At 31.5% G+C, this 13,877-nt stretch carries 12 protein-coding genes; 6 read left to right on the plus strand and 6 right to left on the minus strand.

Annotated elements, in window-relative coordinates:
• Positions 1-22: 22 nt before the first annotated feature.
• Positions 23-817, minus strand: coding sequence for a rhamnulose-1-phosphate aldolase (rhaD, locus tag WG945_RS11235; RefSeq protein ID WP_068447965.1), 795 nt, complete (start codon positions 815-817; stop codon positions 23-25).
• Positions 818-916: 99 nt separating this feature from the next.
• Between rhaD and WG945_RS11240 the strand changes: the two genes are divergently transcribed.
• From WG945_RS11240 to WG945_RS11260, 5 genes are all read left to right on the plus strand, one after another.
• Positions 917-1,816, plus strand: coding sequence for a helix-turn-helix domain-containing protein (locus tag WG945_RS11240; protein ID WP_068447969.1), 900 nt, complete (start codon positions 917-919; stop codon positions 1,814-1,816).
• A 254-nt stretch (positions 1,817-2,070) separates the two neighbouring features.
• Positions 2,071-2,589 carry an aldehyde dehydrogenase family protein gene (locus tag WG945_RS11245; protein WP_262501908.1) on the plus strand — a complete coding sequence of 173 codons (519 nt, stop codon included), beginning with the start codon at positions 2,071-2,073 and terminating at the stop codon, positions 2,587-2,589.
• Complete coding sequence (gene aldA / locus WG945_RS11250) at positions 2,507-3,511, plus strand: aldehyde dehydrogenase (RefSeq protein WP_262501910.1); 1,005 nt, start codon at positions 2,507-2,509, stop codon at positions 3,509-3,511. Before WG945_RS11245 ends, aldA begins: the two co-directional genes overlap by 83 nt.
• A gap of 102 nt (positions 3,512-3,613) precedes the next feature.
• Positions 3,614-4,912 (plus strand): L-fucose:H+ symporter permease, encoded by a 1,299-nt coding sequence (gene fucP / locus WG945_RS11255; protein WP_068447971.1) that lies wholly within the window; start codon positions 3,614-3,616, stop codon positions 4,910-4,912.
• A 1-nt stretch (position 4,913) separates the two neighbouring features.
• Positions 4,914-5,243, plus strand: coding sequence for an L-rhamnose mutarotase (locus WG945_RS11260; protein ID WP_068447973.1), 330 nt, complete (start codon positions 4,914-4,916; stop codon positions 5,241-5,243).
• A 92-nt stretch (positions 5,244-5,335) separates the two neighbouring features.
• On the opposite strand, the gene nagB is transcribed toward WG945_RS11260, so the two are convergent.
• The 4 genes from nagB to WG945_RS11280 are packed head-to-tail and all read right to left on the minus strand — an operon-like array spanning position 5,336 to position 10,639.
• Positions 5,336-7,264, minus strand: coding sequence for a glucosamine-6-phosphate deaminase (gene nagB, locus WG945_RS11265; RefSeq protein WP_282071981.1), 1,929 nt, complete (start codon positions 7,262-7,264; stop codon positions 5,336-5,338).
• A 30-nt stretch (positions 7,265-7,294) separates the two neighbouring features.
• Positions 7,295-8,617, minus strand: a complete 1,323-nt coding sequence (locus WG945_RS11270) for a sugar MFS transporter (protein WP_068449049.1) — start codon at positions 8,615-8,617, stop codon at positions 7,295-7,297.
• A gap of 41 nt (positions 8,618-8,658) precedes the next feature.
• Entirely contained in the window at positions 8,659-9,723 is a 1,065-nt protein-coding gene (locus WG945_RS11275) for a phosphotransferase enzyme family protein (protein WP_068449051.1), read from the minus strand.
• A gap of 1 nt (position 9,724) precedes the next feature.
• Positions 9,725-10,639 (minus strand): nucleotidyltransferase family protein, encoded by a 915-nt coding sequence (locus WG945_RS11280; RefSeq protein ID WP_068449376.1) that lies wholly within the window; start codon positions 10,637-10,639, stop codon positions 9,725-9,727.
• Between the two features lie 156 nt (positions 10,640-10,795).
• On the opposite strand from WG945_RS11280, the gene WG945_RS11285 reads away from it, so the two are divergent.
• A complete protein-coding gene (locus WG945_RS11285; protein WP_082864202.1) occupies positions 10,796-11,839 on the plus strand; it encodes a substrate-binding domain-containing protein in 1,044 nt (347 codons plus the stop codon).
• A gap of 443 nt (positions 11,840-12,282) precedes the next feature.
• Here the strand turns inward: WG945_RS11285 and WG945_RS11290 are convergent, their stop codons facing one another.
• On the minus strand, positions 12,283-13,653 hold the full coding sequence (locus WG945_RS11290; protein ID WP_068449053.1) for a Gfo/Idh/MocA family protein: 1,371 nt from the start codon (positions 13,651-13,653) through the stop codon (positions 12,283-12,285).
• Positions 13,654-13,877: the final 224 nt, after the last annotated feature.

Genomic DNA, 13,877 nt, shown 5'->3' on the forward strand with positions numbered 1-13,877 from the left:
TATATATCAGTTTTTTTATGTCCTATGTAAATTGTTCTAATTCTGTTAATTGCTCGTTAGACAATCCTGCTGGTTTAAAACCTGCTGCCCAACACATCATTAACATTTTAGCACCTTTATTTGCTACATCTAAAAAGTCCCACGCTTTCATTACATCTGGCGCTGTAGAAGTTGCTCCATGCTTTTCCCAAAGAGAAACGTTTCTTGTTTTAAAAGCTTCCATAGTTACTTCTGCCAAAGCAGCAGTACTAGATAAAGCATAAGGTGTACAGTGAATTCCTTTTGGTACAAATACTTTAACTTCCGGACACATCATCCAGATTTGTCTGTTTAATTCTTCTTCATTATCAAATAACTCATGATGACTCATGCAGATCAATTCTAATGGGTGTGTATGTACAACCGCTAAATTTTCTGGGTGATGAATTGAGTTAAATAAATGAATACTTGCATGAGAAATTAACTCACAAGTTGGTCCAAAATTAGGTCTGTTTCCACCCCAAATAATAGAATATGCTGTTGCAGTTTCATTAATATATAAAATACAAGACACCTCTTCTAACATGTCTACTAAATCTCTTAAATAACAACCTGTACCAGTGATATAAAGTACAAAACCAGCTGCTTCTTTAGGGAAATCGAAAGGAACTTCTGTACCAATTCCTTGTACTTCTTCTTTGGTAAAGAATGAAGTTAAATTCATTGATATATTTCCAGCATTTCTTTCTGCCCACTCACGTTGCCATAAATAACCTGCAACGGTTGATACTTTTTTTAATTCTATCTCTACTTCTGATGGAAGGTTTAATGTTTTCATAATATTTAGTAAATTTGATTTAACAAAGATATTTACGAATGAAATGTAATTAAATATTCAAAATCTGTATTTTTGTATCTAATTTAAACAATTCACTAATTGACGTTTTCAAAAAACATTGCATTAGGAGATCCTTCTTCAAATTATCAAAATTTTATCGATTTAAAATTAAGATTGCTGTGTTGTAGGTATTGGTTGTTAAATTTGTGGGATTGCCATGATATGATTTTTCCTTTTTGGAGAATTTATTGGAATAGAAATGAAGGAGGAGAATTAATACATTTAGATGATGTTTATAAAATGACACCAGATACTTTGTATATAATTCCGCCTTTTACTTCTTTTTCTTCACGTTTTTCTAAAAAACACATGCATAATGATGGAATTCATGTTTCCGGTAGGCATTTAACGAGTGATTATAATGAAGATGATTACCTAGATTCATCTTTAATTCATTTTTTTATACACTTTAATTTAGGAGTGCCTTTTGATAATGTGTATCCGGGAATTATAGAAATACAAGTTACCGATTACCTAAGAGATCGCTTAGAATATTTAACAGGAAGGCTAAAGGTCGAAAATCAAGATTTTAAATTGACCTTTAATTTAAAACTGCAAGCATTTATCAAAGAAGTATTGACCAATATTGGTCCTGAGCTTTGGAAAGCTATAAACATAGATGACCGAGTTTTAAAGGTTATACGTTTTATTGAAGCCAATATCAATAAAAAATTAACCAATACAGAAATTGCGGCTATTGTAAATATGGCACCTAATTCTTTTGCTCGTTTGTTTAAAGAAGAAATGCATATTACGCTGCATAACTTTATTCAGAATAGAAAAATTGCAAGATCTTGTGAGTTGTTTGAGCATACTAATAAAACGATAGAAGATGTTGCCTTTAATTTAGGTTTCTCAGACAGATATCATTTTTCTAGAGTATTTAAATTGGTTACAGGTTTAACTCCTGGTATTTATAAATCCGGAAAATATACATAAATAGTGTTTTTGAAGTAATACTTCTTTAGGTCTTATAAATAAGGGTTTAAAGTGGTTTCTGATGTTCTTACTTTACCTTTATGTTTAAATTATACATTTTATTGCTTAATATGGATAAAATTTTTACTCACTTATATTTATAAGTTTGCTTATTGGCATTAACCACCATTACCACTATAGCAAAGGAAGTACAGAAAATTATTATGATTTTTTTTCTTTCTGATTAAAAATACCACTAACTAATAAAATATTTTATGCAACAATTTGAACAGTATATCAACGGAAAATTTGTAAAATCTACATCATCAGAAGTAACAGAAGTTTTAAATCCTTGTACAGAAGAAGTTCTTTCTACCATACCACACGGTAGTGTAGAAGATGCTAATAATGCATTAGATGCCGCTCAAAATGCGCATCATGCTTGGAAATCTCTTCCTGCAATTCAAAGAGCCAATTATTTAAATAAAATGGCAGACGTTATTCGTGAAAACAGAATATTTTTGGCCAAAACTTTAGCTTCAGAGCAAGCAAAAGTAATTGGTTTGGCACAAGTAGAAATAGATGTTACCGCAGATTATTTTGATTATTATTCAGGTTTTGCAAGAAGAATAGAAGGAGAAATTATACAAAGTAACCGTAGTAAAGAACATATCTTTTTACACAAAGCCCCCAATTGGAGTAGCTGTAGGTATTTTACCTTGGAACTGGCCATTTTTTGTTATGGCAAGAAAAGTAGCAGCATCTTTAATTACAGGAAATACTTGCGTAATTAAACCAAGTTGTATTGCCCCAAATACCATAATGGAATGGGCTAAAATGATTCAAAAAATTGAATTGCCAGCAGGTGTTTTGAATATAGTTTGTGGTTCTGGTCCTATTGTTGGAAATGCTTTAAGTAAGAGTCCTACAACGGGTATTATCAGTTTAACGGGTAGTGTTTTTGCGGGTCAAAAAGTTATGGAAGCAGCCTCTGCAAACATTACAAAAGTTTCTTTAGAGTTAGGTGGTAAAGCACCGGCAATTGTTTGTGCAGATGCTAATTTAGAATTGGCTGTTAATGCGATTGTTACCTCTAGGATTACTTATAGCGGACAAATATGTAATTGTGCAGAACGTGTGTATGTAGAAGAATCTATTCACGACCAATTTTTAGAAATGGTAACTGCTAAAATGAAAGCGGTAACAGTAGCAGATGCTTTTTCTGATGACAATCCAGATATGAGTGCTTTGGTTTCTAAGGCGCAATTAGATAAGGTTTCTGAAATGGTAGAATATGCTAAAAAAGAAGGAGCAGAAGTATTAGTTGGAGGATCTAGATCTTCTCAATTTGATAAAGGATATTTTTATCAACCTACTTTATTAACCAATGTAAGACAAGACATGCAAATTATTCAGGAAGAAGTATTCGGACCTGTTTTACCAGTTATGAAATTTGGTACTTTAGATGAAGCAATTGCGTTGGCAAATGATTCAGAATTTGGATTAACCTCATCTATATTCTCAGAAAACTTTAACAAAGTTATGCACGCTGCAGAAGAGTTACAATATGGAGAAACGTATATTAACAGAGAATATTTTGAAGCCATTCAAGGTTTTCACGCAGGTTGGAAAAAATCTGGATTAGGTGGTGCAGATGGTAAACATGGTATGGAAGAGTTTTTACAAACCAAAGTTGTATACGCACAATACAGATAAAATATTTAAAATATAGATGAGAAGCACTTTTAGTTTTTAGAAATTCCCTAATTTCGATTTATTATAAGTGCTTTTTTTCATCAACATAATAAAACCTTATTTATGGCAGAGTCAAAAAAAATCCCTGTAGTTTCCAAGGATGTTCTCATTCCTTTTATCATCATTACCTCGTTATTTTCATTGTGGGGTTTTGCCAATGATATTACAAATCCCATGGTTGCTGCATTTGGTACCGTCATGGAAATTTCTACTGCCAAAGCTGCTTTGGTGCAACTTGCTTTTTATGGAGGTTATGCTACAATGGCAATTCCTGCCGCTTTATTTGTTAGAAAATACAGCTATAAAAAAGGAATTCTTTTAGGTTTATCTTTATATGCTATTGGAGCCTTATTATTTTTTCCGGCAGCACAATTTGAAGTCTTTGGCTTCTTTTTAGGTTCGTTATATATTTTAACATTCGGATTGGCTTTTTTAGAAACCACCGCAAACCCATACATCCTTTCTATGGGGGATGAACGCACCGCAACACAGCGTTTAAATCTAGCACAAGCTTTTAATCCTATTGGGTCTTTATTCGGAATGTTTGTAGCATCAAAATTTATTTTGGTTGCCTTAGATTCTGATAAAAGAAATGAAGCTGGTGAGTTAATTTTTAGCACGCTAGATGAAGCTCAAAAAGCAGTTATTAGAACGCATGATTTAGCAATTATTAGAAATCCGTATGTAATTCTTGGCTTTGTTGTGATTGCAATGCTTATTTTAATTGCCGTAACTAAAATGCCAAAAAGAAGTGCAAATACAACTTACTCTAGTGCCGCAGATTCTTTTAAAAGATTGTTTAAAAACGGAAAATACAAAGAAGGTGTTTTAGCACAATTGTTTTATGTGGCTGCTCAAATTATGTGTTGGACGTTTATCATTCAGTATGCAGGAAATTTAGGAATTTCGAAGGCAGAAGCACAAAATTATAATATTATTGCCATGTCTATTTTCTTAGGAAGTAGGTTTATCAGTACTTTTTTAATGAAATATATCAATGCAAAAAAATTACTGATGATTTTCGCACTTTGTGCGATGGTAACCATATCCGGAGTTATTTTAATTGAAGGAATTACAGGTTTATACTTACTGGTAGCAACCTCAGCATTTATGTCTTTAATGTTCCCAACTATTTACGGAATTGCCTTAGACGGATTAAGTGAAGAAGATTCTGCTTTAGGGGCTGCAGGATTAGTTATGGCTATTGTAGGTGGAGCTTTAATGCCAATTTTACAAGGATTAATGATAGATATGGGAAAAATTGGTCCGTTTAGCGGAGTCAACTTTTCATTTATATTACCTTTTATCTGTTTTTGCTTTATTGCACTTTACGGATATAGAACAATGAAAATTTATAAATAAAATGAGTAAATATTGTTTCGCTTTAGATTTAAAAGATGATGAAAAACTAATTGGAGAGTACAAAAAATATCATCAAGAAATATGGCCAGAGATTACTAAAAGTATCGTTGATGCTGGTGTTTTAAATCTAGAAATTTTTAATGTACACAATCGGTTGTTTATGATTATGGAAGTTGATGCTTCTTTTTCTTTTGAAGAGAAAGATGAGCTAGATAAAAATAATGTAAAAGTACAAGAATGGGAAGCTCTTATGTGGAAATATCAGCAAGGTCTTCCGCTGGCTAAGAAAGGAGAGAAGTGGATTTTAATGGAAAAGATATATCAGTTATAAAATAGTAATATTTTATGATTACTTAATGTATTAAAAAAACCTCAACGATATCAGTTGAGGTTTTTTACTTTGGTATTAAAATAATTTATATTCTAATAATGCCATCTTACAAACGCTTCCATAGCAGCGTAATGAGACAACCCTAATTGATCATATAATTCTGCAGTTTCTCTATTTCTGTCTTCTGCACGTTGCCAAAACTCTCTACTATCTGCTCCTTGAAAAACAACACCGTCTTTTTGAGATTGATGTTTAAAAATTCCTTTTCGTTTTTCTAAAACTTGATCAGGACCCATTGGTACTGCCATTTCTATTTCATCAACTCCCCACTCTTGCCATGCACCTCTGTATAACCAAACCCAACAATCTTTCATAAATTTCTTAGGTTTTAGTTCTCTTACGGCTGCAAAAATTGCATCTAAGCATACTTTATGAGTACCATGAGGATCTGCTAAATCTCCTGCTGCAAATATTTGATGTGGTTTAACTTTTTCAATTAATTCTTTGGTTATTTCTACATCTCCAACACCAATTGGGTTCTTTTTTATAGCTCCTGTTTCATAAAAAGGAAGGTTCATAAAATGAATTTGTAAATCTGGCAAACCTATAAAATGACAGGCTGCTCTTGCTTCTCCTTTTCTGATCAATCCTTTTATATAGCGAACCTCTGGAGTATCTATTTCACTTGCTTTTTTGTTCTTTAAAAAGGTAGCTGCATTCTTGTAAATTGTAGTTGCTTCAGAATTATCAATTCCGAATTTTTCATTGTAATCACACACAAAACTTGCAAAACGCAATGCTTCATCATCTGCAACCGCAATATTACCAGAAGTTTGATATCCTAAATGCACTTCATGACCTTGCTCATGCAATCTCTTAAAAGTACCACCCATACTAATGATATCATCATCTGGGTGAGGACTAAAAATTAAGACACGTTTCTTAGCAGGTTCTGCTCTTTCTGGTCTTTTACTATCGTCTGCATTTGGTTTTCCACCTGGCCAACCTGTAATGGTGTTTTGTAGTTTATTGAATATTTTTATGTTGATGTCATACGCAGGACCTGAGTCTGCTAACAAATCACTCATACCATTTTCTATGTAGTCGGCATCAGTTAACATTAAAATAGGTTTCTTTAAGTTTAGAGCTAAACTTAAAACAGCCTTTCTAATTAATTGATCTGTCCAAACAATTTTTTCTACCAACCAAGGAGTATTAATTCTTGTTAATTTAGAAGCTGCCGCTTGATCTAAAATAAAAGTTGCATTTCTATGTTCTTGTAAGTAAGATGCAGGCACTAAACTAGTAACTTCTGCTTCTACAGAGGCTTTTATAATGTTAGATTTACTTTCTCCCCAAGCCATTAAAATGACTCTTTTAGCTTCCATTATTTTTTTAACTCCTAGAGTAATTGCAGTTCTTGGTGTGTTTTCTAATCCAGAAAAATCGCCACTTGCCGCTACTCTTGTAATGTGGTCTAAGGCAACCAATCTTGTTTTAGAGTTTTGAAGAGATCCGGATTCGTTAAAACCAATATGACCATTTCCTCCAATTCCTAAAATTTGTAAATCAATGCCTCCTAAAGCTTCAATTTTTGCTTCATATTGATCACAATAATCTCTAATACTTTCTTTTGACAATGTTCCGTCTGGAACATGACAATTTTCTGGTAAAATATCTATGTGATTAAACAATTGTTCTTGCATAAAACGAACATAACTGTTTATAGAATCTGGTTCCATTGGGTAGTATTCATCTAAATTAAAAGACACTACGTTTTTAAAACTTAGGCCTTCTTCTTTATGTAACCTTACCAATTCTGCATACAGACCTTTTGGTGAAGAACCTGTTGCTAAACCTAAAATACACGGTTGTCTTTGCGATTGTTTTACCTTAATTAGGTTTGCAATTTCTTGTGCAATTGATTTAGCTGCTGATGTAGAGTCTTCATAAACGATAGTTCCAATATTTTCGAATCTTTTTTCGAAACCTGTTGCTTTGTCTATAGTACTTTTTAACATAATATGTGGTTTGTTAGGTTTGAATTTTTTTTATTGTTTGCTCCAGTTCTTTATTTTGTGTCCCCAAACGGCGAAGAAAAGTACAATTGCATAACAAGGAATTAAGATCCAATAACTACTAGTTGCTGCAGTTGCTAATGCGTCTGCTTCTTGTAAGCCATTGGTAATTAATTCGTGTTTATTAGCTTCTACAATTCGTCCATACAAAGGCGGAATAATTGCACCTCCAGAAATAGCCATTATTAAAAGTGCTGAAGCTGTTTTAGTATGTTTCCCTAATCCGTCTAAAGTTAACGGCCAAATTGCTGGCCAAACTAATGCATTAGAAACTCCTAAAGCTGCAACAAATAAAACAGATGTAAATCCTGAGGTAGTTATAATTAAGGTACTAAAAATAATTCCTAAAATAGCACTAATTACAAGCGCTGTTTTTTGTTGTATATATTTGGGAATTAATAAGACGCCCAAAGCATAGGTAACAACCATTGCCATTAAGGTATATGTAGTAAAGAATTTTGCATCTGCAGCTGGTATGCCTAATGAAATTCCGTAAGCAATAATAGTATCTCCAGCAATAACTTCTGCACCAACATATACAAATAAGGCTAAAACACCCATCCATAAATGTGGATATTGAAATATGGTTTTAGATGACGATGTTTCACCTTCTGCTAATGCTTCTTCTTCAGTAGCCTCTACATTAGGTAATGCTGCTTTTCTAATTAGTAAAGCAAAAATAAATAAGACAACAGCCATTACAATATAAGGTGTATGCACACTATCTGCCATGGTATCTAAAAGAACGTTTTTTTCATCCGCAGAAACATTTCCTATTTTCTCATTTACATCATCTATACCAGATAATAATAACGCACCAAAAATTATAGATCCTAAAGCTCCTGCAACTTTATTTGCAATTCCCATCATTGCCATTCGTTTTGCACCACTTTCAATTGGGCCCAAAATTGTGATATACGGATTGGCTGCAGTTTGGCAAATTGTCATTCCAATACCTTGAATAAAAATGGCTAATAAAAACATCCAATAAGTACGTGCTTCAGCTGCGGGTATAAAAACCAATGCACCAATTGCCATAATTGCTAAACCTAATGATATACCATTTCTATACCCTGTTTTAGAAATAATATAAGAGGCTGGTAATGCCATTACTACAAATGAAATATAAGAAGCTGTAGCTACTAAATAAGCCTGCGTTTCCGTAAGTTCATTAATTGTTTTCATGAATGGAATTAAGGCTCCGTTTATCCAGGTTACAAAACCGAAAATTGCGAAGAGTCCTCCAATAATCATAATTGGGACTAGGTTGTTTTGAGATTTTGTAGTCGTGCTCATAAGGTTTAAATTAGCTTGTGTTATTTAATTAGTTTGTCAATTTAGAATTTTAATTTTTCAGAAAAGCTCTCTATCAATTTAAATTGATTTTTTGCTCTGTCTAAATTATGTTCGGCATAGGTTGTTTTGTAGTAGATGTCATTGTTTAAATAGTCTGTTAAAAAACGCAAAGCCATTATAAAAATCATTGTTTTTGCTGCTAACGGCAAATATTTTAACTCTATTTCTGTTAAGGTGTCTTTTGTTTTTTCTAAAAACCCTTTTTCATATGCTTTGTAGTACTCTAAATTAAATGCTACCTTAGATAAGTCTGTTTCATCTTCTGCTGCTGTGTTGCAAATGGTTCTTATTGCATCACCAAAATCATAATGAATAATACCTGGCATTACCGTATCTGTATCTATCATACAAATACCTTTGTTGTCTTGCGTAAATAGCGAGTTAGATATTTTGGTATCGTTATGTGTAACTCTAATAGGAATTTTACCAGCATCTTTTAAATTCTGAAGAATGTGCATTTCTTCTTTTAAATCGGCAACGATTTGTATGTATTTCGCGGCTTTTGTTAAGCGACTTTTTAAAGCACTTTGTATAGAAGAGGCATATTGTTTATAGCGAAAAGACATGTTGTGAAAATTGGGAATCACATCTATTAATTGGCTACTATCAAAATCTGCTGTTAGGTTTAAAAAATCTCCTAAAAGTTTTCCGCCTTCGTAAGCAATCTCTTTGTTATTTACAATTTCATGGGTAACGCTATCATCAATAAAAATCATCACATTCCAGAAATTGATTCCTTTATTATAATAATATAAAGTACTGTTTTTGGCTTTTACAAAACTTAAAACGGTATTATTTAAAGCTTCGTTTGATGCCTTCGGATATTTGCTTCTAATATGATTGCTTGTTAATACTTTGTTGTTTACTAAACCAGGAACATCTTTAAAAACAATTTGATTTATCCTTTGAAGAATATAATTAATACCGCCATCTGTTTTTATTAAAAAAGTATCATTAATATGTCCAGAATTTAATTCTGAATGACTTTTATAATTAAATTGATGATCAAACTCATTAAAAATAGAGATGATAGTTTCTGTATTCATATTAGTTCCATAATTTAGTTGGATATACTCCGTTTTCTTTCAGTTTATTAATCTCTATTTGCGCTTTTTCCTTATCATCACTATAGGTAACTCCAAACCATTTAGAGTCTGATTCTAGTACTTTTACAGAGGCTTTTTTAGAGGCTAACATTTTATTTACAATGGTTGGTAAATAAAATTCTGCTTTTAAGTTTTCTTTAGTTTTTTCTAAAAAGTCTAAAAACAAAGCATCACCAAACTCAAAACATTTAGGTGTAAAACCCCAAAAATTCATAGAAACAATTGTGTTTTCATCAATAGGAAGCATTTTTCCGTTATCATCTTCACTTTTTAAAGCTCCGTCAATTTTTTCAATTCTAACTCTTTCGGTTACATCAGTTAAAAAGCCTTTATCATCAACAGTACATTCTCCTCTAGAAACATAACCATTATCTGAAACTGTGTTTTTTAAAGAATAAGCGACCATACTAAAGTCATAACTGTTTTTATCTGTATTTCTTAACTGTTCTGCAATGGCAACAAAAGCTTGTCTACTGTAAAAATCGTCTGCATTTATAATGGCAAAATTTTCTTTTATTACATCTTTGGTCATTAATAAAGCATGGCCTGTTCCCCAAGGTTTTACCCTTTCTGGATTTCTATATTTTTCAGGTACGTTTTCTAATTCTTGAAAGACATATTCTATGGCTATTTTACCTGCTAACTTTTTATTAAAAAGAGTCTTAAAGTCATTTTCAAAAGTTTTTCTTATGATAAAAACTACTTTGCCAAAACCAGCTTGAATTGCATCAAAAAGAGAGAAGTCTATAATGGTATCACCTTCTGGTGTAAACGTATCCATTTGCTTTAAGCCACCGTATCTGCTACCCATTCCTGCTGCTAGAATTACTAATGTAGGTTTGTCAAGTGTCTTCATAATTAGTTGATGTTTAGACGGTATTGTTGTTTTTGTTGGGTTGTATTCATTTCTGATTGAAACAAAAATATAGATTTTATCTTGTGTAGCCAAGAGATTCTTAATAAAATGTGCTCGAACACAATTATTGAAACAAAAATATATATATTTGCCTTGATGAAGAAATATACCATTAAAAATATTGCAGAATTAGCAGGCGTATCTAAAGGAACGGTAGATAGAGTTATTCATAAAAGAGGTAAAGTATCGGCAATAGCTTTAGAAAAGGTTACTGCTGTTTTAAATGAAATAGACTATAAACCTAACTTGCTTGCTAGAAGTTTAAAGAATACAAAAAATTATCATATTTGTGTTGTTTTGCCCGATTATAACAAAGATGCTTTTTGGCTTCCGTGTTATGAGGGGATTGTTGAGGCTGTAAATGAGTTTGGGTCTTTTGGTGTTTTTATAGAGCCCTTCTTTTTTCATCCTAATAATGTAGATTCTTTTGTAGAGATTAATAATAAAGTGTTAGCATTATCTCCAGATGCTGTTTTATTGGCTCCTTTATTTTATAAGGAAACAGTAGATATTATTAATAAATATGCTCTTAAAAATATTATTGTTAGCAAATTTAACAATCAATTAGAAATTGAAAATACAAAGAATTTTGTTGGTCAAGATTTATTTAAAAGTGGAAGAATAGCTGCAGGATTGTTAAAAATGATCATCAAAAAAAATGCAACAATAGATATTATTCATGTTGATGAAGATTTTAATAACTCTATTCACATGCAAGAAAAGGAAAAGGGTTTTAGAAATTATTTTAGTGAAATAAAAAATTCTGATTATAAAATTGTAACCCATAATTCTAAACAATCTGACCTTGCAAATAATCTAGATTCAATCTTTTCTGCTTCTTTTTATTCGGATGCTATATTTGTGACCACTTCTAAAGTTTACGAAGTTGCAGAATTTATTAAAAGTAAAAATTTGAGTAATGTAAAACTTATTGGATACGATTTGTTGGAAGAAAATATTCAATATTTAAAAGACGATATTATTCATTTTTTGATTCATCAAAATCCTAAAAAGCAAGTGTATTTAGGATTGACTTACCTTGTAGAATTCTTTCTGTTTAACAAAGAAATACCCTCTAAAAGTTTATTGCCAATAGATATTATTACTAGTGAAAATATAGAAACATATTTAGAGGATTGATGTTTTTTATTTTTAGTTTTTTTTATTTGAAAATTAGGTAATACTATTCAATTATCTTTATTTTTTACGGTTTTATCAATATGTTCTTTTGTTTTGTAGCAGAATCATTGATACCTTTCTGGCTATGAGCCTGCAATTTTTTACATAAAATCTCGTTTAAATGTAATATTAAAATTTTAGTCATCTTAACTTCTTGATTAAAAAAAAATGGAATAAAACCTTAAAGTTTCTTAAGGTTTTATTCCAAACATAATTCAAATAATAAATAAAGACTAATATGTATATCCTTTAATTTCTGATAATGCAGCAAATCTGTCATTATCATGTGCAGAATTGAGGGGGAATTTAATGTATTTTGTGGTTTAATGACTACTTTTATTTTTAGTATTGTAATAATTAAACTTTTTTAAAAATAAGATCCTTTTATTAGTATCTAATTTTGTTTAATAGCTGTCTTTAATCCAGTTGTATGGTTTTCTTTTTATCCAGGTTCCTCTTGTAAAGTCTGGGAAATCTTGAGGTTCACCATTATTTTCTATAGATAATTCAGATAATGGAGTAATAGCACTCCAAGCTGCAGCATCATAAGCATCCATTGGTGGTGCAATATTTTCTTTAGCAGATTCTACAAAGGCATTTAATACAAAAAAGTCAATTCCTCCATGGCCAGCTTCGGTTGCAGAATCTCCATATTTTTTCCATAATGGGTGATCGTATTTTTCTAACCATTCATCCATTCCTTCCCATACATGAGGTTTTGTAGTGCCTTCTATATGTATTCTTTGAGTATGGTAATCGAATTCAGAAACACCTTGGCTTCCTTGTACTTCAAAACCTAATGAATAAGGTCTTGGTGAGTTTACATCATGGGTTACAATAATAGTTTCTCCATTAGCAGTTTCTATGGTAGAAGTTATAATATCTCCTTGTTTCCATTTTAATTTTGCGTTTGGATGATTTTCTCCACCTGTTTCCTTTATGTATTTATTTAAACCTACTGCTTTAGTAGCATGAGACGTTAAAGAAACTAAGCGATTTCCTCTATTTATATCTGCCATTACAGCTACAGGGCCTAAACCATGGGTTGGATATACATCTGCATTTCTTAATAAAGAATGTTGTGTTCTCCAAGCAGATTCAGAATTTCCTTTTTCTCCAAATTCGGCACCTTTTCCATAAGCAGATTTTCCATCGTTAAATTTTACACCTCTTAAATCGTGTCTATAACCACATCTAAAATGTAACAAATCTCCAAAAACATTTTGTTTTACCATATTTAATACGGCTAAAACATCTCTACGATAATTTACATTTTCTAGAATCATTAAATGAGATCCTGTTTCTTCGTGTGTATTTACAAGGTCCCAACATTCTTCTAAAGTGTTTGCTGCAGATACTTCTAAACCAGTGTATTTACCAGCTTTCATAGAATCTACTGCCATTTTTGTATGCCACAACCATGGAGTTGAAATAATTACAGCATCTATTTCTTTTAAATCTAAAAGGTTTCTATAGTCGTAATCATCTTTACCAAATACTTTTGGAGCTTTCTGACCTGCTTTCTTAATTAACTCTAAAGACATGTCTATTCTCTTTTGGTCTAAATCGCAAATAGCCACAACTTCCGTATCTTTTCTTTGTAATGCATTGTTTAAATGATTTGTTCCTCTTAAACCTACACCAATAAAAGCAATTTTTAATTTATCCTTTTTCAAATTGAAATCTGAGCCAAATGATACACCAGGTAGAATGGATAATCCTGCTGTTGCAATTGCTGCTTTTTTTATAAAAGATCTTCTTGAGTTTGATTTCATGTTTACACAATGTTAAAGTTATACTCTACAAATATGGTTTTTTTAGGAGTATTAGAACTATATTTTTTCAGCCAGATAAGGCATTATTTACAGTCAAAATTTAACTATTGACTGATAAGTGTACTTTTGTGAATAATTTAAACACCTTTATTCTCTTGTACTTTCAAGTGATTTTATAAAATTAAAAATACTTTTATGGTATATTTGATGTTATAATTTTATTA

It is taken from the genome of Polaribacter atrinae, assembly GCF_038023995.1.
Lineage (GTDB): Bacteria > Bacteroidota > Bacteroidia > Flavobacteriales > Flavobacteriaceae > Polaribacter > Polaribacter atrinae.